The organism is Pseudomonas sp. JZ114, assembly GCF_051027705.1.
GTDB lineage: Bacteria > Pseudomonadota > Gammaproteobacteria > Pseudomonadales > Pseudomonadaceae > Chryseomonas > Chryseomonas luteola.
Genome location: NZ_CP069257.1, coordinates 835,116 through 856,985, shown reverse-complemented (window position 1 = coordinate 856,985; position 21,870 = coordinate 835,116). Strand labels below are relative to the sequence as shown.

At 54.4% G+C, this 21,870-nt stretch carries 17 protein-coding genes and 3 pseudogenes; 11 read left to right on the top strand and 9 right to left on the bottom strand.

Annotation, left to right across the window (positions count from 1 at the left end; translation table 11 throughout):
• Positions 1–118 precede the first annotated feature (118 nt).
• Positions 119–823, top strand: a complete 705-nt coding sequence (locus tag JQR90_RS23340) for a methyl-accepting chemotaxis protein (protein WP_371106402.1) — start codon at positions 119–121, stop codon at positions 821–823.
• Between the two features lie 635 nt (positions 824–1,458).
• Positions 1,459–1,821, top strand: coding sequence for a hypothetical protein (locus JQR90_RS23335; protein WP_010798781.1), 363 nt, complete (start codon positions 1,459–1,461; stop codon positions 1,819–1,821).
• Positions 1,822–1,869: 48 nt separating this feature from the next.
• Here the strand turns inward: JQR90_RS23335 and JQR90_RS23330 are convergent, their stop codons facing one another.
• Positions 1,870–2,694: an HDOD domain-containing protein gene (locus JQR90_RS23330; RefSeq protein ID WP_286790283.1), complete on the bottom strand. Its 825-nt coding sequence runs from the start codon at positions 2,692–2,694 to the stop codon at positions 1,870–1,872.
• 229 nt (positions 2,695–2,923) lie between these two features.
• On the opposite strand from JQR90_RS23330, the gene JQR90_RS23325 reads away from it, so the two are divergent.
• Complete coding sequence (locus JQR90_RS23325; RefSeq protein WP_010798779.1) at positions 2,924–3,070, top strand: hypothetical protein; 147 nt, start codon at positions 2,924–2,926, stop codon at positions 3,068–3,070.
• Between the two features lie 179 nt (positions 3,071–3,249).
• On the opposite strand, the gene JQR90_RS23320 is transcribed toward JQR90_RS23325, so the two are convergent.
• On the bottom strand, positions 3,250–4,395 hold the full coding sequence (locus JQR90_RS23320) for a hypothetical protein (protein WP_010798777.1): 1,146 nt from the start codon (positions 4,393–4,395) through the stop codon (positions 3,250–3,252).
• 397 nt (positions 4,396–4,792) lie between these two features.
• Here JQR90_RS23320 and JQR90_RS23315 point away from each other — a divergent pair, with 397 nt between their 5' ends.
• Both JQR90_RS23315 and JQR90_RS23310 read left to right on the top strand, forming a co-directional pair.
• A complete protein-coding gene (locus JQR90_RS23315) occupies positions 4,793–6,124 on the top strand; it encodes a TrkH family potassium uptake protein (RefSeq protein WP_037031169.1) in 1,332 nt (443 codons plus the stop codon).
• Positions 6,114–6,791: a potassium channel family protein gene (locus JQR90_RS23310; RefSeq protein WP_010798775.1), complete on the top strand. Its 678-nt coding sequence runs from the start codon at positions 6,114–6,116 to the stop codon at positions 6,789–6,791. The genes JQR90_RS23315 and JQR90_RS23310 overlap by 11 nt, the downstream gene beginning before the upstream one ends.
• Before the next feature lie 91 nt (positions 6,792–6,882).
• On the opposite strand, the pseudogene JQR90_RS23305 reads toward JQR90_RS23310, so the two are convergent.
• The 3 genes and pseudogenes from JQR90_RS23305 to JQR90_RS23295 all read right to left on the bottom strand — a co-directional run.
• A pseudogene (locus tag JQR90_RS23305) lies at positions 6,883–7,311 on the bottom strand (methyl-accepting chemotaxis protein); the annotation flags it as partial.
• A gap of 117 nt (positions 7,312–7,428) precedes the next feature.
• Positions 7,429–8,106, bottom strand: a pseudogene (locus tag JQR90_RS23300) (PAS domain-containing protein); the annotation flags it as partial.
• 702 nt (positions 8,107–8,808) lie between these two features.
• Positions 8,809–9,537 carry an SDR family NAD(P)-dependent oxidoreductase gene (locus JQR90_RS23295; protein WP_010798773.1) on the bottom strand — a complete coding sequence of 243 codons (729 nt, stop codon included), beginning with the start codon at positions 9,535–9,537 and terminating at the stop codon, positions 8,809–8,811.
• 174 nt (positions 9,538–9,711) lie between these two features.
• On the opposite strand from JQR90_RS23295, the pseudogene JQR90_RS23290 reads away from it, so the two are divergent.
• Positions 9,712–10,177, top strand: a pseudogene (locus JQR90_RS23290) (heme-binding protein).
• A gap of 12 nt (positions 10,178–10,189) precedes the next feature.
• Complete coding sequence (uraH, locus tag JQR90_RS23285) at positions 10,190–10,591, top strand: hydroxyisourate hydrolase (protein WP_010798771.1); 402 nt, start codon at positions 10,190–10,192, stop codon at positions 10,589–10,591.
• Between the two features lie 394 nt (positions 10,592–10,985).
• Here the strand turns inward: uraH and JQR90_RS23280 are convergent, their stop codons facing one another.
• Entirely contained in the window at positions 10,986–11,882 is an 897-nt protein-coding gene (locus tag JQR90_RS23280; protein WP_010798770.1) for a LysR substrate-binding domain-containing protein, read from the bottom strand.
• Between the two features lie 105 nt (positions 11,883–11,987).
• Between JQR90_RS23280 and JQR90_RS23275 the strand changes: the two genes are divergently transcribed.
• The 3 genes from JQR90_RS23275 (at position 11,988) to JQR90_RS23265 (ending at position 15,345) form a co-directional block, all read left to right on the top strand.
• Positions 11,988–13,331, top strand: coding sequence for an MFS transporter (locus JQR90_RS23275; protein WP_434140841.1), 1,344 nt, complete (start codon positions 11,988–11,990; stop codon positions 13,329–13,331).
• Between the two features lie 61 nt (positions 13,332–13,392).
• Positions 13,393–14,670 carry a glucarate dehydratase family protein gene (locus JQR90_RS23270; protein ID WP_010798768.1) on the top strand — a complete coding sequence of 426 codons (1,278 nt, stop codon included), beginning with the start codon at positions 13,393–13,395 and terminating at the stop codon, positions 14,668–14,670.
• Positions 14,671–14,850: 180 nt separating this feature from the next.
• A complete protein-coding gene (locus JQR90_RS23265) occupies positions 14,851–15,345 on the top strand; it encodes a hypothetical protein (RefSeq protein WP_010798767.1) in 495 nt (164 codons plus the stop codon).
• A 112-nt stretch (positions 15,346–15,457) separates the two neighbouring features.
• On the opposite strand, the gene JQR90_RS23260 is transcribed toward JQR90_RS23265, so the two are convergent.
• Positions 15,458–17,167: an amidase gene (locus JQR90_RS23260; RefSeq protein ID WP_010798766.1), complete on the bottom strand. Its 1,710-nt coding sequence runs from the start codon at positions 17,165–17,167 to the stop codon at positions 15,458–15,460.
• 365 nt (positions 17,168–17,532) lie between these two features.
• Positions 17,533–18,384: a LysR substrate-binding domain-containing protein gene (locus JQR90_RS23255; RefSeq protein ID WP_010798764.1), complete on the bottom strand. Its 852-nt coding sequence runs from the start codon at positions 18,382–18,384 to the stop codon at positions 17,533–17,535.
• A 170-nt stretch (positions 18,385–18,554) separates the two neighbouring features.
• On the opposite strand from JQR90_RS23255, the gene JQR90_RS23250 reads away from it, so the two are divergent.
• A complete protein-coding gene (locus JQR90_RS23250) occupies positions 18,555–19,391 on the top strand; it encodes a DMT family transporter (protein WP_434156957.1) in 837 nt (278 codons plus the stop codon).
• 7 nt (positions 19,392–19,398) lie between these two features.
• On the opposite strand, the gene JQR90_RS23245 is transcribed toward JQR90_RS23250, so the two are convergent.
• On the bottom strand, positions 19,399–21,855 hold the full coding sequence (locus JQR90_RS23245; RefSeq protein ID WP_286790280.1) for a hybrid sensor histidine kinase/response regulator: 2,457 nt from the start codon (positions 21,853–21,855) through the stop codon (positions 19,399–19,401).
• Positions 21,856–21,870: the final 15 nt, after the last annotated feature.

Sequence of the window (21,870 nt, the reverse complement as noted above, 5' to 3'; positions counted from 1 at the left end):
TGCATCGACAGGGTTGCAGCAAGCCTCCCACGACAGTGCACGCGTCGCGCATCAAATTAACGATGCTGCAGGCCGGCAACGCGAAGCCGTAGAGCTTGTTTCTACTGCATTTAATGAGATGGTTGCTACAGCCAACGAAGTGGCGCGCTCTTGTAGTCAAGCCGCGGTATCGGCAGATACCGGTTTTCGCGAGGTACATAATGGTCAACTACAAATCGACGAGGCTACAGGAAGTGTTTCGCAACTAAGTGACAACCTCGCGCAGGCTACCCAGGCGATGCTTGTTCTTGAGCAGGACAGCAAGAACATTAATGCCATCCTCGACACAATCCGCTCGATTGCCGATCAGACAAACCTGCTGGCCCTAAACGCTGCCATCGAGGCGGCTCGAGCAGGCGAGCAGGGCAGAGGCTTTGCCGTAGTGGCCGATGAGGTTCGAGCATTAGCCAAGCGCACGTCTGATTCAACCGGAGAGATTGACGGGCTTTTGGGCGGTCTGGCGCGACGCACCCAGGAAGTCACGAAACAGATGCAAAACAGCTTGTCGATGTCCCATAACAGCGTCGAGCGCATTCAATTAGCCAGGGTTAGCTTTGAGCAGATCCGCTGCTCGGTCGACAATATCCGCGATCAGAACATACAAATATCTGCGGCTGCCGAAGAGCAGCATCAGGTCGCCGAAGATATCAATCGACATATTTCGCACATTCATGACGACGCCCTGGTGGTAGAGCGGTTGGCTCAAGCGGCTCGTACAGATGCCGCACGTCTGGAGCATCTTTCTGAGGAGCTACATGGATTGATCGGAGGATTTCGGACGTAATCAGCCTTCAGGAGGGGTACGCATGGTTGCAAGCCCCTCCTGACCCCGCCAGGTATGGATGTGAGAGCCCATAGCTGGCGTTGCGGAAATGCTATTAGCAACGAGCTAGAACGCTGGCGTAAGCCATAAAGCGCATAGTTAGCTCATGAAAAGCACAAGCTCAGCCGGTTTGGTTAATGCGCTAGTCTTACAGCTCAACCTTTGGGTCGGATAGAACGCATTGCAGCGCTGATTATCCAATGACTGTACTGCGATCCTGAGCGATCTTTCTCCTGGTACTGAACCAGGCGTTCAGATAGACATGGACATAGCCGATTCAGCCTTTCGTTTATTCAAAAAGAGCGTTCCGCTTTGTTTTCCTGCACGTCACTTTGCCTATCAAACGCATGCAAGATTTCCTGAAAAAAGTCTTTTTTCCTGTGTCTCCTATAGCTCAATCCAGCGTCTAGTTGATGAGCATAGCCTTTATCCGTAAGGCGGCGTTTGGGTTTCGACCGGTAACACGATCAGTTGAAACATGGGCGTCGTATCGTCGGGACCGTTGGGCCTGCTCTACAAGACTTAGGGGAACCCCTCCGTGATTAGCGGTTCTAGTCTTAAGTGGTAGTGCTTTATAGGTAGAGGAGAGCCAGTCTATGAAGGCAATCCGTATGTTGGCGGCAACCGTGGCCCTTGGTGTAACAAGTGGTCTTGCATGGGCTGATCTGCCTCCTGTGATCACGATGGGCCCCGGCTTCAAGATCGTGGTGAATGGTGCAGAAGTGCCGGTCTTCGGCTTTGACCGTTGCCCGCAGGCCGCTCTGGATCCACAGAACACCTTCCATATTCCTGGCGAGCAGGCCAAGGCCTGTACCGTCATTCCCAGTTACCAGAGTGAAGTCAAAGTCCGCATGATGCTGCGCTCCGGTCCGGTCGTGGAAACCTGGGGGGTCATGCGTTATGGCAACATGCTGGGCTTTCGCCGGCCCGGCGGCGATCTTGTCGTTCCGGCGACCTGACCGTTAAGCTGAGGTGATACCCGGCAGCACATGGCTGCCGGGCAGGGTTCAGCCGATCAGTTCGGCAAACGCCTTGTCGGCTTCAAGCACGTCGGGTAAGGCAGCAAATAGCTTGTCTGTATCTAGTCCGTTGAACAGGGGCCCGCTCAGATGTTGCTGTGCCTCAGGCGTGGCACCATGGGCTTCGTAGACATCGCTGATCGCTACCGCTTGCGCCACAATGCGTGGGTAATCGTCCGCGTCGGCAGGTGCCTGGGTGGGACGACCTTGATAAGCGATCGCTTGTTGAATGACCTTGGGTAATTGCCAACGCTTTGCCAGCTCTGCCCCTACTTCTGGATAGCCAAAGCCCAATTGCACGGTCTCATCCGCTGCTCGTCCCGTAGCGTCCTTTTTAGGTTGCTTGTTCAGCTTGGCTGCATAGTCAGGCGCACCCGCCTGAATCAGCAGCTCACCAATGTTATGCATCATGCCACAGGTAAAGGCTGTGTCCGGGTCTTTGCCCAGCTGCTTTGCCAGGAGTCGACAGATACTGGCTACCCGAAAACTGTGAGTCCAGAACGCTTTCAGGTTATAGCCTGAGTCAACCTTGAACGCGCCTGTCATGGCGGACGCCAGAACCAACGTACGAAGCGTATTGAAGCCCAGGCGCATGGTGGCATCTTCGATGCTGGTCGAATCACGAGCACCCTTGAACCGGGCCGAATTGGCGAGGCGTAATACCTTGGCGGCAATGACGGGATCCCGCTCTACATTACGCGCAACACTGTCCAGGCTGGAGGAAGGGTTATCGAATTGCTGGATGAGATCCTGGGCGACCTTGGGCACGCTGGGCAGGTTGTGAATCTCATTGAACAGGGTGTCGATATTCATGAAGGCTCCTTGTTGCCTGAACGGTATATTCCAAAGCATAGAAAAGCTTTGCCAAGTCGCTAGGGGTCAGACGTCGGCTCGCTGGGGCAGGAGACGTGTAATAGTCCAGTAAAGTGCGGATCCTTATCTTCAATCCCTGCTGCAATAACCCTAAGCGCTCAGCCAGCCTGAACAAAGTGGCCATAGACTTGCCCAACAAAAAGGGCACCCACTGCACAGGAGAAGACTGATGGTTGAATTCCAAAAGGCACCGGACGACCCGGAAATCGATCCAACCCCTTCACCACAGGATGAGCCAATCGGTGATGATCAGCGTGAGCATGCCCCCGATGAGCGTCTTCCTCAAAAGAATCCGACTGACCCGGAGTACAGCTGATGGACAACGATCCTCATCGTCATTTCGATGACGGTGTTCCAGACGAGACTCACCCGGACGAGATGCCTGCGGAGGATGACAATACGCCGCCGGTAGACCCTGTGGGAACCTGTATTTAAGGATAAGAGCCCGGTTCAGAGGCCTTTCGCAAGGCGCCTGAACCTGGCCAGCGTCAGCGGTTAACGCTGTGTCAGTGTCGCAGTGTTACCCGTACCGCTCTGGCTAATGGTCGCTATATCGCCCTGAGAAGATTGGGTTACGTTCATGCTGTTGGCTGAGCCATTCTGAGAGAGAATGGCCGAATAGCCTACGCCGGTTTGCGTAGCCGTAATCGTGTTGGCATCACCCGACTGTGATACATACAGTTCGTTGTCATCGCCGTTCTGGTTGAAGTACAGCTCGTTACCCGTTCCGTCCTGAACCGATGACAGGAAGTTGCGGTTACCTGTCTGGGCCACGTCGTAGGACGTCTCTCCTGCCACGCCTACAACGTTGCTGTTACCTGTTTGCGATACATTGACTTCGTTGTAGGTCCCGCCCTGCGTGATATCGACTTTATTGAGGTCGCCGGACTGATCGACACGTGCAGTAGCATTATTTGCAGAGGGTTCCCCAAAGATGCTGTTCTGCGTCAGCCTGATGCTATTTCCATTTCCTTCCTGGGTAGCAAGCGCGACGCTGTTATCGATCAGCTGAGAAACCCGCGCATCGTTGTTATCACCGTACTGATAAACCGAGGCGATTGGGTACTCGCTGAAGGACTGGAAGATGTCACTTCTGTTACCGCTGCCTTCCTGAACTGTCGTTTGAGTTCCGTAGTTGGAGCTGTAGTGTTCACTGTTAGCATCGTTATTGTCGCCATTCTGGCGTATGGAGGCATTGCTGTAAGACGATAGGGTCTGGTTGATGCCAGCGTTGTTTGCCGTGCCGTTTTGCTCAATGATTGCGGTATCTTGATCGGCCTTGCCACGAAACCCCATACCGCGATGTTCGTAGTCACTTTGAGTGATATAAGCCGTATTCTCATTGCCCGACTGGTAAATCTGCCCAACGTTGAGGCTTCCGCCTTCCTGGATAAATTGCGTCCTGTTGCCAACGCCCTCTTGGTAAACCGTGCCGCTGTTTTCAGTACCGGACTGCTCAATGAATCCGTAACCGTTTTGCCCTGTCTGCGTTTGCGTAAAGTTATTGGACGTACCGCTCTGTTCGATCGTGGAGGTGTTGTTTTCGCCGTCCTGATTAAGATCTACCGTGTTGTTTTCTGCATGAGCGTGCAGGGTGAGGGTAGCCAGTACGGCAAGGGCGAGGGGTTTGAGCGCAGGCATTGAAAAATCTCCCTATATCAAAGTCATGAGACCGCTGAAATCGTTATCAACTGATGACGGCTCACCCACAACTGCATAGGCGTCTGGCCTGCGGGTATCTATCAGCAAATGGCTGGGAGCCATGTAAAAGCGCATCAGAACGGGCAGGCAAGAATTCTGGTCTTCCCTAACCAACACTCAAATGAGTCAACATGGCACCCAACCGGTGCGTAAAGCAGCTTGAGTATAGGAACGGCTTTGGAAGGATGCCAACAATAGTCAGGCTATTTATTAGGTTGCCAATCATAAGAGTTTTTGAGGACGCCGTTTTCTCACTGTGGTCTCATAGACGCGCATATCGTTGCGTCTTGCCATAATGTAAATGCATACAAAACAATGACTCGAGAACAGGCCCTTGCTGCGAAATACCATAAAACATCCCGCCCGGCTGGTGCCGTTGGCCTTCCTGATTACCATACTGATAGGCACGTCATTACTCATGTTGCCAGTGGCGCGAGCCGGTGAAGCGAGCGCTCCCTTTCTGACGGCCTTGTTTACTGCGGTTTCGGCAACCTGTGTGACCGGTCTTGTCACCGTAGACACTGCTACATATTGGAGCGGCTTCGGTCAGGTCATCATTCTTGTTCTGTTCCAGATTGGCGGAATCGGCATCATGAGTGGTGCAACCTTGTTGGGTCTTCTGGTTAATCGACGCTTGCAACTGAGCAGCCGATTATTGGCCCAGAGTGAAACCCGCCTGCTTGGGTTGGGTGATGTCGTTGAGGTGCTGCGATTGGTGTTGGCCGTTACGCTCACAGTCGAGTTGACGATAGCTGCACTGCTCGCTTTCCATCTGCATTTTGCTTATCAGGAGGCGTGGGGAAGTGCCGCATGGAATGGTATTTTCCACGCGATTTCGGCGTTCAACAACGCCGGGTTTTCTACTTACTCAGATAATCTGATGGGGTTCGTCGCAGACCCTATCGTGATTCTTCCCATCACTGCTGCATTGATCATAGGCGGCATCGGCTCTCCCGTACTGTATGAGCTCAGGCACATACGCCGGAAAAACCGGCCATGGTCTGTTCATACGCGCATTACCTTGCTGGGCTCGGCGCTCCTGTTGATCATCGGTACAGTAGCCATGCTGGGATATGAATGGAATAACGCCGGCACACTTGGTCCACTCGACACAGGGGCCAAGCTGTTGGCCGCCTTTTTCCATTCTGCTGCCGCGCGTACAGCTGGGTTTAATAGTTTAGACGTCGGGCAATTCACCACAGAGACCTTGGCTATCCATTACATCCTGATGTTTATCGGGGGCGGTAGCGCGGGTACCGCTGGAGGTATAAAGGTTACTACCTTCTTTTTACTGTTCTTTGTGGTTTGGGCAGAGATCCGGGGTAACACGGATACCGCAGTCTTTAACCGACGGATCGCTTCGGAAACGCAACGCCAAGCACTGGTTGTTGTTCTTTTGGGAACGGCTATGGTCGCGAGTGCAACACTCATTCTGATCAGTGTGACCTCGTTTCCTCTTGAAAAAATCGCGTTCGAAACAATTTCTGCCTTTGCCACGGTAGGTCTTTCCACGGGAATCACGGCTGATCTTCCTCCAATAGGGCAGGTCGTTATCATCGTCCTGATGTTCGTAGGCCGCGTCGGGACGATTACCGTGGCAACTGCCCTGGCCTTGCGTAGCCGAAACAAACCTTATCGCTATCCTGAGGAACGCCCCATTGTTGGATAAACTGTTCTCGTCGACCCGAAGTGACAGCGTGGTCGTTATCGGTCTGGGCCGCTTTGGTGCCTCTGTTGCCGAATCGCTAATCGACATGGGGCATGAAGTACTAGGGCTGGATGAGGATGCAAGCCTCGTCCAGAACTGGTCCGACCGGCTGACCCATGTCGCTCAAACCGACAGCACCAATATCGAAGCCTTGCGCCAGTTGGGCGTTGATGAATTCATACATGCTGTTGTTGGCATTGGTAGCGACCTTGAGGCCAGTGTTCTAACCGTCCTGGCGCTTCAGGAGCTGGGTGTGAAAGACATCTGGGCCAAAGCCATGAGTGCAAAGCATGGACAGATTCTTGAGCGAATCGGTGCTCATCATGTTGTCTATCCAGAGGCCGCCATGGGAGAGCGCGTGGCTCATCTGGTGACAGGCAAGATGTTCGAATTCATCGAGTTTGAGGATGGTTTCGCCATTGCCAAAACCGGAGCGCCACAGGAAGCCCATGGAAAAACGCTAGCCGAATCGGCTATTCGTACACGCTACGGCGTGACCGTGATCGGCCTCAAGCGGCCCAAGACAGACTTCGTGTATGCCAAAGCAGACACACAGATACATGAAGGTGATTTCTTGATCGTAGCGGGCACGACCAAACTGGTGGAAAAGTTTTCAGCTCAGGTTTAGCGGCCGTATCAATACAAGCCTCTTGATAGTCCTTATTGGTTGACATCCGCTCAGCTTTACGGAGCGGATGTCATTTTCAGCGTTTTATGAATCAGCTTTCCAGCTGATTGGCAAATTGCTCTACCGCACTTACCACCTTTTTGGCACCATCCTGAATTTCTAGGATTACCGAGCCAGCCTCGCTTGCCAAACCAAGGCCATGTTCGGTCTGGCTTTTACTGGTCGCCATACTGGCAACCGCGGCTTCGGCCAGTGACTGGTTCTGCTGCACCACATCGACAATTTCCTTCGTTGCAAGGCTAGTCCGCCCCGCCAACTGACGAACCTCATCTGCAACCACAGCAAAACCCCGGCCCGCCTCACCGGCACGTGCTGCCTCAATGGCTGCGTTAAGGGCTAGCAGGTTGGTCTGCTGAGCAATGCCGCTGATAGTCTGTACGATTGTATTGATCAGCAATGACTGCTTGCTCAGCGCCTCGATGCCATCGGAAGCCACCTGGATCTCATCGGCAATCTGACGCATCACGCTCACCGTATCCTGCACAACCGAGGCACCCTTGTTGGCTGTGTCGTCAGTGTGTAGCGAGGTGCGATAGGCGATATCGGCGGCCTCGGCAACGGCCATTTGCTGATTGACCTGTTCGGTGATGACTGTGGCAAATTTCACGATCTTGTAGAGCTCATTACGGGTGTTAAAGACCGGATTGTAGCTCGCCTCGAGCCATAACACGCGGCCCATGCTGTCTATACGCTTGAAGCGGCCAGAAGCATATTCGCCCCGGTTAAGTCGCCGCCAGAATTCGCGGTACGCTTCGGAGTTGTATTCTTCCGGTTCGCAAAACATGCGGTGATGCTTGCCCTTTATTTGCTCGAGCCGATAGCCGATCCCTTGGAGAAAATTATCGTTTGCGTTGAGCACCTCACCGGCTGGGTTGAACTCAATCACGGCGGTGGAACGACGCAACGCATTGATAACGCCTGCATTCTCAGTGGCCACATCCACAGACTCAGTGACATCACTCGCCAGGCAGATGACTCCCGCAGCTCTACCATTCTGGTCTTTTAGCGTCTGCCATACAGCACGCAGCCACACCAGGTTGCCATCCGCTTTGGAAAGTCGATAAAGACCACTAATGTGTTTGCCCTGTTTAATGGCGGCTTGTAAGCCCTTATAGCATTCCAGCTGTTTAACGTAAGGAGGAATATATTTATCGAGGGGCTGGCCTACCATTTCTGATTTTGAATAGCCCATCGCTTGAAGAAATTGTTCATTGGCGGTCTGGATGATGCCGTTGTTATCAAGCGTTAGCGTCATCATTTCAGCCTCGAGAGCATCTCGAATCTGCCGTAATGAGGCATTTTCTTCTCGGAGAGAAGCAAGTTCTTGTTTGAGATGCGAGTTGAACATGGCTAAACCAGAGGTGAGTAAGGATAAATAGCTTTTCGTATCTATTATTTTTTTCTTAAGGTTAACCAGTTAATAGTGGCGACAGGCGGTTGCATGTTTAACGCACCCCAATGTGCTGAAACGCTTTTGCAGGTAAAAACAACACTTAGTGATTGAAAGGTTTCGGACAGGAGGCATTGATAGCCTATAAATATCAAGTCTGCTTATTCATTAGCGTGATCACTATTTCTTACGCTGGTATACATATAGGCACGCCTTTGAAGCGCCAATATAAAACAGGAAAGATAGACATGAGGAAGTCTTTAAATGCTATTAAAGATTAATCTTCGTTTATCTTTAATAAACGTCTTCTAGCAAAATTAGAGTCATGGCCTGTTATTGAAGTCACAGCGAGGTATAGACCGTTATACGTAGCGGATATCCTGTCAAGAAACCGGCTTGACCCTATCAGACTTTAAGGGCTATCCGTGCAGTTATAAAGCAATCATCGATTGGGCCGCGCCTTGGCAATCCACTGTATTTGAAGACGCATACGATGAACTTGCCGTATACCCGTTATCACGGACAGCTCGCTTGAGAAGTGCCCGTCCCGAGTGCCTAAAGCTACCATCAACCGGGCGAAGGCAGCAGGCGCAGCAGACGACCAATCAAGCCCCAGCGCCTGGTGACATAGACGTGCTTGGTACGCGTCCTGATGGCGCCATATATACAATCGGCGGCTTTTTCAGGCGTGGCCACCCAGAAGGGTTTATCAGCTTTCAACATGTCGGTGTCGACAAAGCCGGGACACGCCTCGGTTACTGTCACAGGCAGTTTATGGTGACGTGCCAGGTCGCGCAGGCCATCCAGGTATGTCGAGACGAAGGCCTTCGAGGCGCAATAGGCGGTAGCGCCCCCATTGGCACGGAGCTTGGCAATGGATGAAATTCCTACCAGGTGACCCTGTCCCTGCGCTATGAAATGCTTCATGGCTATTTGGGCCATGGCCGCAAAGCCCAGTGCATTGACAGCGATAGTTTCTTCATCGAGCTGCCAAGTCAGGTCCGGATTGACATGGCCTGTCCCCGCACTGATGACTATTAGCTCAACGTGACCTACCTGCTGGATAAAGCCTTTCAGAGCTATCCGGGCTTCGTCTATTTCCATCAGGTCCAGTGGGCAAATGATGGCGTGATCACCTAGTTCCTGGGCGAGTGCTTGAAGGCGTTCAGCTCTTCGCGCAGCCAAACCGACCCGCCAGCCTTCTGTTACCAAACGGCGCGCCAGTGCCTCACCCATTCCGGAGGAGGCACCGATAACGATGGCGCCAGGGCGATACGCAGGTGGTTTCACTTCCATTGAAGATGGTCCTTGAGCAGTACGTTGGGAAAGCCTAGCACTACACCCGGTGTCTAGTTAAATGGGTATGTCATACATGCATCACGCGGTTTCTGACAAAAATGTCATTGCAATGACCCGTTTCTGACCGTGCGGCCTGGTTAGGGTATATCGATCCAACCAAGGAGCCCTGTCATGGACAGAATCGTTACATTCACACTGCTCATGCTGGCAGTAATGCAAGCAGAAGCCGCCTTACCGAAACAGGCGGAGCTGGATTTGGCCACAGCCCGTCGCCTGCTGGACGCTGCGCCCTGTCATGCTGCAATGGCAGCGCTTTATCGCGGTGGGAACCCCCATTCTTATTCAGCGCGATACCCGGGTGGGTCCTCATAACGCAGATGCTGCCCGCCGCAAGGCCTATACCGCATTGTCTACCAAGACAGCGACACGCCTGCTGGCTGAAAAGGCCCGTCAGAATCCGGAGGCTGCCAACCTCAATACCTTGCCTGAACTATTGCTGCTTGGAGGCGGTGTGCCCCTCTATGAAGGCGACGCGCTGGTAGGCGCTTTTGGCGTAGCAGGTGCTGGCGGCGCTGCCCAGGATGAGCAATGTGCGACCGAGGCTGCCTTGGCAATAGGTTTGAAAACTAACCCTTAAAGGAGAACCACTATGAAAGCTCTGATACTGGCACTGGGTATGACAGCAATGTCCGGCATGGCTGTCGCTGCCAATAATCCGCTTAGCGTACATGTGCTCAATCTTGAGACCGGCGTACCCTCATCCGGTGTAAATGTAACGCTTGAGCGTCACATCGGAGAGACTTGGCAGCCGCTGGCCCAAGGCACTACCAACGAGCAAGGTCGCATCGCTGAGCTGTATCCCAGTGATAAGCCCTTACAGAAAGGTGAGTATCGAGTGGTTTTCAAGACCGGCGAATATTACAAGAAAACCGGCCACGAAACCTTTTTTCCTGAAATTCCTGTGATCTTTGAAGTCAAACAAACGGACCAGCACTATCACATCCCACTGCTGCTCAGCCCGTATGGTTTCAGCACCTATCGGGGTTCATAGGACGTCAGTCAACGAGTCCTGAGAAGATGTTGCCATTGTGTCGGTATCCACTGAATGATACCGACCCTTCACGATAGTGCTGGCGGAGAAGACGATACCGTTTTGCTAAACAACGGTACGCCTACTTCTCCAGGCAACCGGGTTGATTTACTCTAGGGTCCAGCGTGGCCCTCGTCGTAACGAAGCGGAGAGAGAAGGCTGAGAGATTTGATCAGGGTGCACCAAGGTGTACGTCCAAATCGAAAGCGATTACCGGGGCTTTTTCCTGGCCTGTGACCACTCGGTCCGCTGGATAGCTCTCTTCCTGCCTCGGCAAAGCGTTGGACTACAGCATCCTCATCAATCTGGCAGAGTGAGCCAATAAGGGTTCCTGATAGAGACCTAGCGGGTTCTGCTAACGCTCCGCCTTGATGGCAGAGCGGATGGCTTCCAGCAGCATCTTGCAGGCGGGATTGTCATTATCTGTACGCCATACCAGATGCAATTCGCTTTGTATGCCGTCGCCCAGATCGATTTCCCTAAAGACCACCTCCTTGAAGACGACATTGGTGGCGCAGCGAGGTACAAACGCCAATCCCATCCCCGCGTTGACCAACGCCAGAATGGTGAGCGATGAGCTTAGCCATTGAATGTATTCCGGCTCGACGCTGGCGGAGCGGAACATACCGGTTAGCAGCTCGTTGAAGGGGGGATAAGCTGAGTGCGAATACATGAGAAAGGGCATCCCATGAAGGTCCTGCACGGTTATCACAGGTGCATGAGCTAAGGGATGGCTGGCGGGTACAGCAAGCACGAACGGCTCACGAACCAGGCATTCGGTTTCATAGCCCGGCTGCAGGAGTGGTGCACGGACGATACCCAGGTCGATACGGCGTGCCCGTAGCGCTTCGTGTTGCTGAAACGTATTCATCTCCGTCAGGGCAACCTTGACGTTGGGCTGACTAAGACGGGCTTCGGCAATGACCTTGGGAAGAAACTCATAAACGGCGCTGCCAACGAAGCTGATGGTAACCGAGCCGATGTCGCCTTCGGCAAAACGTCGCGCGGCAATTGCAGCCTGTTGTGCTCGCTCCAGAAGTGCCTGGGCTTCGATGAAAAAGGCTCTTCCTGCCGCAGTCAGGGCTACGCTGCGCGTATTTCGAGAAAAGAGTTCTACGCCCAAGCTATGCTCAAGTAACTGAATCTGCCGACTTAACGGCGGCTGCGTCATGTTCAGCCGCTCTGCCGCACGGCGAAAGTTGAGTTCTGTGGCTACCGTGGTGAAGCAGCGGAGTTGAGCGAGTTCAAACATTGATCTAATCCCGGTATCAATCAAGATCTAATATAGATTAGACAGTAACAATATCGGCCTCCATTATCGACGCTCTCCTACAAAAACAATGAGCGGGAGTCGCCCATGAGCAATGTCCAGTCTTCCGTGGACTCCACGGTGCTAACCCGTGCGGTCTCCAAGGTGAAGCGGCATGTCTTGCCGCTATTTGTCGTCATGTTCATCGTCAACTATATCGACCGGGTCAATATCGGCTTTGTACGTAGCCATCTCGAGACCGATCTCGGGATTGGTGCCGCTGCCTATGGTTTGGGTGCCGGCCTATTCTTCATTGGCTATGCGCTATTCGAGGTCCCGTCCAACATGCTCTTGCAGCGGTTCGGTGCCAAGGCCTGGCTGACGCGCATCATGTTCACCTGGGGTATTGTCGCAACGGCCATGGCGTTCGTACCCAATGAAACCTGGTTCTATATCCTGCGATTCCTGCTTGGTGTTGCCGAGGCGGGGTTCTTCCCTGGGGTGGTTTACTACTTCACCAAATGGCTGCCTGCTGATGAGCGTGGCAAGGCCATGGCAATTTTTCTGAGTGGTTCAGCCATTGCCTCTATCCTCTCTGGTCCGTTGTCTGGCGCCCTGCTGGGAATAACCGGGCTGGGGATGTCCGGCTGGCAATGGATGTTCCTGATTGAAGGCTTGTTCTCGGTCGTACTGTGCGGTTTTGTCTGGTTCTGGCTGGATTCTCTGCCCAAGGATGCCAAATGGCTGAGCACGGAAGAGCGCAATGCACTGACTGACTGTATCGATGAGGAGCAACGCCAGCGCGAATTGGCAGTAGGCGAGAGCAAGGCTCATCTTTCAGCGTTCAAGTTGTTGCGTGATCCGCAAATCGCGCTGTTCTGCTTTCTGTATTTTTCGATCTCGCTGACGATCTACGGCTGCACTTTCTGGCTGCCAAGCATCATTCGCTCCATGGGCGGGCTGGGCGACTTCGAGATTGGTCTTTTCAATTCCATTCCTTGGATCATTTCCGTCGTGGCCATGTACCTGTTTGCCAGTCTGGCGTCCCGCTTCAAATGGCAGCAGGCCTGGGCATCATCGGCCTTCATCATTGCAGCCATTGGGCTGTTCGCCTCGACGATGGGGGGGACGGTGTTTGCGTTTCTGGCTATCTGCTTCGCCGCTATCGGATTCAAGGCAGCGTCATCACTGTTCTGGCCGATCCCCCAGTCTTATCTGGATGCACGTATCTCGGCGGCAGTCATCGCACTGATCAATTCGGTAGGTAGCCTGGGCGGTTTCGTTGCGCCTGCCACGTTTGGCTTTCTGGAGGAACGGACCGGCTCGATCGAAGGTGGCCTCATTGGCCTTGCCACGGTCTCCTTGATTGCCGGCATTCTGGTCTTCATGACCAAGACGAGAAGAGGACCTAGCGACGGTATCAAAGCCAAGGTGGCTGCTGTGCCTGCTTGAGTAAAGGACGGGCCTGCCGGGCAGCCCCGGAGGCCCTCTCTAGTTTTTCAGGAGTTCTATCATGAAGATCAAACACATCCGTGTAACCCCGATTGCCTTCAAGGATGCGCCGCTGCTTAACGCCAGTGGTATCCATGAGCCTTATGCGCTGCGCTCGATCATTGAGGTCGAGAGTGATAACGGTTTTATAGGCTTGGGCGAAAGCTACGGTGATGCACCGGTGCTTAGCGTGCTGCAGGCCATGCAGGAAAGCCTGCTCGGCCTTGATCCTTTCGATCTCAATGGGTTGCGCGCTCAGGTCATCCAGACAGTGGCCCGTCTTCAACCGGGTGCCAATCCCGGAGCAGAGTTGGCGCCGGGTTCACACCCTAGTAAACAAGTGGCAAATGCGTATTCGGCGTTCGAGGTTGCCTTCCTGGACCTACAAGCCCGTTCGATAGGGGTGCCGCTGGTAGATCTTCTGGGCGGCGCCGTACGTCGGGAGGTCCCCTTCAGCGCCTATCTGTTTCTGAAATATGCCGAGCATATTCAGTCACCCTATAAGCCAGACCGGTGGGGCGAGGCGATCAGTCCGGAGCAGGTAGTCGCCCAGGCGCGTACCATGATCGAGGAGAACGGATTCCAAAGCATCAAGCTTAAGGCGGGAACCCTGCTGGGCCCCGAGCATGAGGTTGCCTGTATGAAAGCGCTCAAGCAGGCTTTTCCTGGCATACCTCTGCGCATCGATCCAAACGGCAATTGGTCACTCGAGACTTCGATTCGCATGGCGGAGCTGTTAGGCGATGATCTCCAATACTATGAAGATCCGTGTCCAGGCCTTGAAGGGATGGCTGAGCTGCATCGGCGCACAGGCCTTCCACTGGCGACCAACATGGTCGTGACGGATTTTGATGAGTTCCGCCGCAGCATCGCGCTGAACAGCGTACAGATTGTGCTGGCGGACCATCACTATTGGGGTGGCCTGCGTAATACCCAGATCCTTTCCCGTATGTGTGAAACCTTTGGGTTGGGCGTTTCGATGCATTCCAACTCGCACTTGGGCATCAGTCTCATGGCAATGACGCATGTAGCGGCTGCTGTACCCAATCTCTCCTATGCCTGCGACACACATTACCCCTGGCAGGAGGCCGATGAAGAAGTTATCAAAGGTGGCAAGCTACCGATTCGCAATGGGTGCGTTGCGATTACAGACGCACCCGGACTGGGCGTTGAGCTGGATTATGACCAGCTGGCCAAACTCAACGACCAATATCTTACCTGCGGTATTCGCCAACGTGATGACGTCCGGCAAATGCAGAAATATGACCCCGACTGGAAAGCATTAAAGCCTCGGTTCTAAAGCAAAAAGTAGTCATAGGCATCCAGAAAACGGCTTGTCATATGTTGCCTTTATTGGTAGCAAAATGGTAGCTCATGACAAGCCGCTCTATCAGGAAGCGATACAGCTTTAATCCTGCTGGCAGCCTGAACTGCCTCCAGCTACAGCCGGTCGACATGCTTAACGACTGGAGGTATGAGCATGACAAGATCGAACCGTATTTTATGGGGCGCTTTAGCGCTAGGCGTCGTAACAGGTATGCGTAGCATGCTGGCTCCTGCAATGGTCAGTGAGACGCTTGCCAGGCGTTCGGCTGCTACCAACGCAGACTCCTTGACCCGTGCGCTGGTTAAGCCCAGAGCACGCCATCTCCTGATACCGCTTGCCGCAAGTGAATTGTTGGGCGACAAACTTCCATTTGCCCCCGATCGGACAATCGCACCGTCAATGATGGTACGGGCGCTGTCAGGAGGTGTGACCGCGGCAGCACTGGCAGGGGCGCAGCGACAGCCTGCTTTGGTCCCCGCTTTGATCGGCGCAACCGCTGCCTGCATCTCGGCAAAAATCGCCATTCGCCTGCGCAAGCGTTACGGCAGCTCCGGTGCAGTCATCAACGCAGCCTTGGGGCTCGCCGAAGACAGCTTGGCACTTGCTATTGGTAACGCTGGGTTGAAGCGCGCTTTGGGTAAGGGCTGAGGTTGGTTTAGCAACACAGGGACAAACCTGCACAAAGGCGCAGGCGAGTCCCTGAATATATTGGCAACTGAGCGGGACTGGTTACAGCTCCTCAGTCTCGCCCAGCTCCTGGTCAGCTCGTTTGCAACGGTGGAGTACGCGGGGGAATCATGCGGCGCGATCCGGTTGATTCGAAAGCCGCTGCAAAACGCAGCAGGGAGGAATCATCGTAGGCACGTCCGGCAAAGGTCAGGCCTACCGGCATACCGATATCGGCCATAATGCCCATGGGCACCGTTACGGTAGGTACGCCCAAGTGACGAATCGCAAGGTTGCCATTGGCGACCCAGACGCCATTGCTCCAGGCGATATCGGCCGACTCGGGATTCACGTCAGCATCGGCTGGCCCTACGTCTGCAACGGTCGGGAAGATGACTGCATCCAACCCCAACTGGGTCATCCAGTCTTCCAGATCGATCCGGCGCGTCTTTTCTAGCCCTTTCAGTCCTTCAGGTAACGTGGCGATCTTGTCCCATGGCGTGATGCCGCGCTCGGCCATGTTCACATACTCGTCCATACCGGCCGCAAGGTCACCTTCCCGGTTGGGTAGGGTGCCCGGGTCATGGGGAAAGATTTGCGGGCCATCGACGTCCACCAGACGGTTCAGTTTGGGATCCCCATTGGCCTGAAGAAAATCATCGAACGCCCAGGCCGTCAGCTCCCACAGTTCGTCATGAAGAAACTCTTTCGAGACCAGTCCACGGTTGTATACCGTTGGCGCGCCGGGACGGTCGCCTTCGCAATTGGAAACCATCGGGAAGTCAACCTCGACCACTTCGGCACCCGCGGCCTCAAGGGCTTGTCGAGCCTGCTCCCACAGTGCGATGACTGAAGGTCGGGTATGGATTCGTTGCCCAGTCGGACCGCCGATACCCGGGTTTTCACTGGTCCCTGCCTCGGGGTCTGCATTTATGTACATGCGCGGAACACCAAACCGCTTGCCAGCAAGGGCATCAGGTTTTGCGGCAAGCTCCCTATACGTGGCGGGCCGCACCGAAGAGGCGCTCGGGATTGGTACCCAGGGCTGCATCCGCCACAGATCGCCGCGTGTTTCCGGGTCATCCGCCACGATCACATCCAGCACTTCCAGCAGGTCTTCCATGGTTCTGGCAAAGGGCACGACCACATCCATCGTCGGGGTCAGCGGCCAGTTCCCGCGTACCGAGATCACCCCCCGTGAAGGGGTATAGGCGCACAAACCATTATTCGAAGCAGGGCCTCGTCCGCTCGACCATGTTTCTTCTGCAAGGCCGAACGCGGCAAAGCTCGCTGCGGTAGCTGTACCTGCACCGTTGGAGGAGCCAGAGGCGAAAGGCGCGGTCAGGTAATCACCGTTGTATGGACTTTCCGCGCGACCATAAACGCCGCGCTGCATACCACCATTCGCCATGGGGGGCATATTGGTCTTGCCCAGGCAGATCGCACCTGCCGCCCGCAGACGCTCGATCGTGAACGCATCGCGGTACGCCACCAGATCCTTGAAGGCAGGGCTGCCCGAGGCGGCAGTCAGCCCTTTCACCAGATAACTGTCTTTTGCCGTATAAGGGATCCCATCCAATGGACCAAGTGTTTCGCCTTGGGCGCGACGGGCATCGGATGCTTCCGCTTCCTTGAGGGCATCAGGGTTACTGACCACGACAGCATTCAGGGCCGTGGGCGTATCAAGACCATCATAGGCTTCGATCCGGGCCAGGTAGGCATGAACCAGCTCAACTGCTGTGGTACGGCCTGACTCAAGCGCCTCACGTAGCGCGGCAATGGAAACCTCGGTTACTTCAATCATGCTGCCACCACTGGATGCGTAAAGGTGATGTGAGAGTGGTAATCCAGAGGCTTGGTGTTTTTCCTCTGGGTATGAGGCTCAAGAACATCATGTAGGTTGGAGTCAATTCTCATAAGGATCCTGGTCAAATAACAGATACGGCAGACGCTGGAACCAGAAGCTTCTGCTCGCACACGTGTTTGGTCGCTCTGCGCACACCGAGTGGCTGATAGGTGACAAGTGTATCAAGTCAACCGAGGAGGAGCCTCTTGGTCGATAGGCGCCAGTGCAATGATCTGAAACAAGCACACCGCTTCGCCCGTTTCAAAGGGTAAGAGCCTAATCTCGCGCAGGGCAATTTTGCAGCGACCTTGTAGCTCTGCCAGCTATAGACGGAAGTATCGCTGGATGGAATTTATCAGCAGCTCTACGGCTTCATTGCTTTCCCTGGCTGGAGGGCGGACCAATACCACCTCGTGGTCAGGCATGATGGGTAAGTCCTCGCGTATAACCATTCTTTCGGTTACCCGTGCACGATCCATGAGCGTAACGGCAAGCCCGGCCTCGACACAGGCCCTTATCGCCTGGCTGGAGGCGCTGTCCAACACTACCCGCCATGGCCTTCCTGCCGTTGTGAGGGTACTTATCATGGCTTCGCGGTAAGGGCAATCCGCTGCGTAAAGCGCCAGTGGTACAGGATCATTCAACGTGGCGGGTAGCACTGCGCTTCCTACCCAGACCGGAGTCGTGGAAGTGAGTACCAGTGCGTCGGAGCCAGCCGCGCGAGGTTGGGTCAGCAATGCCAGATCAAGCTTTCCCTGCTGGAGATGATCGCGTAGCGTAAAACTCGGTGCGGTGGTTACCTCCAGCACTACATTTGGCCAGGAGGCTGTGAAAATGGGCAGGATGTCACCAATGACATGGGCGGCATATTCATCAGGCATACCTAACTGAACACTTCCAATCACATGTGGACCATGCAGCTCGCCCATAACCCTGTCATGGGTTTGGAGTAGCTCAGCGGCAGACATGAGCAGTCGCTGCCCAAGCGCTGTCAGGGATACCGACTGGTTATCACGCTCAAGCAGGCGCCCTCCAGCAATGGTCTCCAGCCGCTGGATATGTACGCTGATGGCCGCAGGGCTTTTATGAAGATGCTCAGCCGCCAGCCTGAATTTTCCCATTCGAGCCACGGTATCGAAGGTTCTAAGCAGCTCGATATCAAGGGTTGCATTCATTATTTAATATTTGTAAACCATTAAGTGATAAAGTTTTGATTTATTAGATTAGCTGGTTTTCGTAAGGTCGGGTGATGAATCAGACCACTCGAACGACCCGACCCCTAATCAGCGCTCTCTCAGGCGTTCTATCTCTCAGCAGAGCGCCTTTACTCCTGCTTGAAGCAATGATGGTCATTACGTGGAGTTCGGGCTTTGTGGGTGCCCGTTTTTCAATCGATTACGCACCGGCGCTGCTGGTTGTGTTCTGGCGGTGTGTAGTGGTCACGCTTTTCCTGTTGCCGTTCGTAATAAAAACGCTTCGATGTGTTCACCCCGCCGTGCTCCTGCAGCATGCGGGTATAGGTCTACTGGCCATGGCGGGTTATCTGATCGGTGTTGTCCAGGGCATTGCGCTGGGTGTTCCGACAGGTCTGGCTGCATTGCTTGCCGATCTACTGCCTATCGGTACGGCACTGCTTAGCGTTACCGTTCTGGGTCAACGGCTTTCGGGCAAGGTATGGCTGGGGCTGGCCATTGGTCTTGGCGGAGTGCTACTGGTTACCTATGACGCCCTGGCGTGGGGGGATGCGCCTTTATGGGCGTATGGGCTGCCCATATTGGGCATGCTGTCCCTCGCGGTGGCTACGTTATGGCAGAAGCATTGCAGGCTTTCTCATCCACTTGGATTGCTGCCAACAATGTGGCTGCAGTGTGCGGTATCTGCAGTGGTATTCGCTGTGCTTGCAGACTGGCAGGGTAGCCTCTGGCCCATTCCAACGGCAGGTTTTGCATTGAGTGTCTTTTGGACCGCGGCAATTTCCACCCTTGGCGGCTATGGTCTGTATTGGGTGTGCCTGCGGCGCTCATCACCCACACGGGTAGCCAGTGTGCTCTACCTGAGCCCAGCGGTTACGCTGGTATGGGCATGGATGATGTTCGGCGAACCGCTCTCGTGGCTTATGTTGGTAGGTGCCGCTGTTTCTGCAGGAGGAATCCTGTTGGTCGTCCGAGCGGACAAAACGTAAGGCGTCCTCATGACTCGATCATGGTGCGAATGCGTGTCGCCATTATGTCCATGGCGAAAGGCTTGGTTAACACCGCCATGCCCGGCTCCATTTGCCCTTCGCTCAGCAGGCTTTTTTCGGCGTAGCCGGTAATGAACAGAACCTTGAGGCCAGGGCGCCAAACCCGTGCTGCATCAGCGACCTGTCGGCCGTTCAGGCCACCTGGCAAGCCTACATCGGTAATTAACAAATCGATGCGCCTATCCGAGTGCAATATCTCAAGGCTAGCCGCACCGTCGCCAGCTTCGAGGGCGATGTACCCAAGGTCTTCAAGAATTTCCATGATCAACGTACGAACCGTAGGCTCATCATCCACCACTAGAACGGTCTCGCCCGGCTCTGAGCGGGGAAACTCTGTAGCTTCGGCAAAGCCGGTCAAGGGGGTGATAGCATTGCCATAGTAACGAGGCAGGTAGACACAGACCGTAGTGCCTTCGCCCAGTCGTGAATTGATTCGGACCTGTCCGCCCGATTGCTGGACAAAGCCATAGACCATGGACAATCCCAGGCCGGTGCCTTTTCCGATTGGCTTTGTTGTAAAGAATGGCTCGAACGCCCGCTCAATGACCGCGGGAGGCATCCCGGTTCCGCTGTCGGTAACACTGAGCGTGAGATAGTCTCCCGGCGGTAGATCGTGCTGTCGCGCCGCGTACTCATCAAGAGAACGGTTGGTCATTTCAACGAGGATACGCCCGCCTTGAGGCATCGCGTCGCGAGCATTGATGCACAGGTTAAGTAGGGAGTTTTCAAGTTGAGGCGCATCGACCAGCGCAGACCACAACTTCTCTGGGGTATTCATTCTTACGGGCGTCGCAGGGCCTACCGTACTTTGAATCAGCTCCTGCATACCCAAAACCAGCTGTCCGATACGGGTCGGCTTGGGATCCAGCGTCTGGCGCCGTGAAAAAGCCAGGAGACGGTGGGTAAGCGACGCCGCACGCTTGAGACCGTTTTGGGCCATGCCCAGATAGCGCTCTAGATCATTCAGTCTTCCCTGCTGTATACGGATCTGCATCATATCCACTGACCCGGAAATGCCAGCCAGCAGGTTATTGAAGTCATGGGCGACACCGCCTGTCAGCTGGCCGACGGCTTCCATCTTTTGTGCATGACGCAAGGCTTCCTGCATCGAAGCCAGCTCGGTTTCTGCTGCCTTTGCTGCCGTGATATCCCGTCCGGTTGCATAGATCTGCCCGGCAGAGGGCGCCGCAACCCAGGAAAACCAACGGGTGGAGCCGTCCTTATGGCGATAGCGATTCTCCATTTCAGACAGCTCGCCGCGTGCAGCTCGCTCATAGGCTTCCAGCGGCGAAAGAGCGGTATCGGGTATCATGAGTTCACTGACGTTCTGTCCGAGCAGTTCTTCCAGTTCATAACCCAGGATACGTGTCCAGGCGGGGTTGACCTTACGGAAAATGCCCTCGTAATCGATCACCAGCAAAAGGTCGGGCGAAATCTCCCAGAGGTGATTCAGCTCTATGGTTCGCTCGGTTACCTGATGCTCAAGATTCTTTTTCTGTCCTTGCAGTACCTCGTCTGCATGGCGGCGAACGGTAATGTCGCTTACTGCGCCAAACCACTCGGTAATATCACCCGCCGCATCAAGAAACGGTATGGCTCGTGATTGCACCCAGCCTATACTGCCATCAACGCGCTTGACCTGATGCTCCAGGCTAAACAACTTCTTGGAGGTTATCGCTTCGTTGAGGGTTGCCTTCACGCGGGGCTGCTCGTCAACGGGAATATAATCGGTCAACCAGTTCGGATTGGGCGAGGATGTATCCTTCAAAAAGCCACGTCCCTTCAGCTCGTGCATCTCCTGCCAATCCCCACTCATGGAATACAGCCCCTCGGACGATGCACTGACAAAGGCACTCAGGCGCGCCTCGCTGGATTTTGCAGCCAGAACTTGCCGTTCCAGATCGGCATTGGCCTGAAGCAGCTTGCGCTCGGCCACGATACGGCCCGTCGTTTCCGTCACAACCAGAAAAATACCGGCGACATGGCCATCGTCATCCCATAACGGGCTATGGCAGTGCGTGAAGAATGCTTCCTGCTGTACCCCGTTGCGATTGGGCGTGTATCGGGCATCCTCTACAAAATAAGCCTTCCCCGAAAGGACATGATCAAAAATCGGAGTCAACTGATCCCACATCTCAAGCCACCATTCCTTGGCGGGTCTTCCAAGATTTCCAGGGTGCTTGTTACCCAGACTTGGAGCGTAGGCATCGTTGTAAAAGGTAATCAGATGCGGACCCCAGTGCACCATCATGGGAAAGTCGGAGCTGAGTACTATTCTGATGGCTGCCTGAAGCGACAGGGGCCAACCTTCGACAGGGCCTAATGGAGTGTTCTGCCAATCAACGGCCCGTAATCGTTCACCTGCCTGACCGCCTCCCACGAGACAAGACTGCTTACCCATCATACGTTAGCGTTTAGC

Excerpts from the sequence above, each read along its gene's own strand:
- JQR90_RS23340 (WP_371106402.1), top strand. The coding sequence starts at position 119 with ATGGTTGCTACAGCCAACGAAGTGGCGCGCTCTTGTAGTCAAGCCGCG.
- JQR90_RS23335 (WP_010798781.1), top strand. The coding sequence starts at position 1,459 with ATGAAGGCAATCCGTATGTTGGCGGCAACCGTGGCCCTTGGTGTAACA.
- JQR90_RS23330 (WP_286790283.1), bottom strand. The coding sequence starts at position 2,694 with ATGAATATCGACACCCTGTTCAATGAGATTCACAACCTGCCCAGCGTG.
- JQR90_RS23325 (WP_010798779.1), top strand. The coding sequence starts at position 2,924 with ATGGTTGAATTCCAAAAGGCACCGGACGACCCGGAAATCGATCCAACC.
- JQR90_RS23320 (WP_010798777.1), bottom strand. The coding sequence starts at position 4,395 with ATGCCTGCGCTCAAACCCCTCGCCCTTGCCGTACTGGCTACCCTCACC.
- JQR90_RS23295 (WP_010798773.1), bottom strand. The coding sequence starts at position 9,537 with ATGGAAGTGAAACCACCTGCGTATCGCCCTGGCGCCATCGTTATCGGT.
- uraH (WP_010798771.1), top strand. The coding sequence starts at position 10,190 with ATGAAAGCTCTGATACTGGCACTGGGTATGACAGCAATGTCCGGCATG.
- JQR90_RS23280 (WP_010798770.1), bottom strand. The coding sequence starts at position 11,882 with ATGTTTGAACTCGCTCAACTCCGCTGCTTCACCACGGTAGCCACAGAA.
- JQR90_RS23275 (WP_434140841.1), top strand. The coding sequence starts at position 11,988 with ATGAGCAATGTCCAGTCTTCCGTGGACTCCACGGTGCTAACCCGTGCG.
- JQR90_RS23270 (WP_010798768.1), top strand. The coding sequence starts at position 13,393 with ATGAAGATCAAACACATCCGTGTAACCCCGATTGCCTTCAAGGATGCG.
- JQR90_RS23265 (WP_010798767.1), top strand. The coding sequence starts at position 14,851 with ATGACAAGATCGAACCGTATTTTATGGGGCGCTTTAGCGCTAGGCGTC.
- JQR90_RS23260 (WP_010798766.1), bottom strand. The coding sequence starts at position 17,167 with ATGATTGAAGTAACCGAGGTTTCCATTGCCGCGCTACGTGAGGCGCTT.
- JQR90_RS23255 (WP_010798764.1), bottom strand. The coding sequence starts at position 18,384 with ATGAATGCAACCCTTGATATCGAGCTGCTTAGAACCTTCGATACCGTG.
- JQR90_RS23250 (WP_434156957.1), top strand. The coding sequence starts at position 18,555 with ATGGTCATTACGTGGAGTTCGGGCTTTGTGGGTGCCCGTTTTTCAATC.
- JQR90_RS23245 (WP_286790280.1), bottom strand. The coding sequence starts at position 21,855 with ATGATGGGTAAGCAGTCTTGTCTCGTGGGAGGCGGTCAGGCAGGTGAA.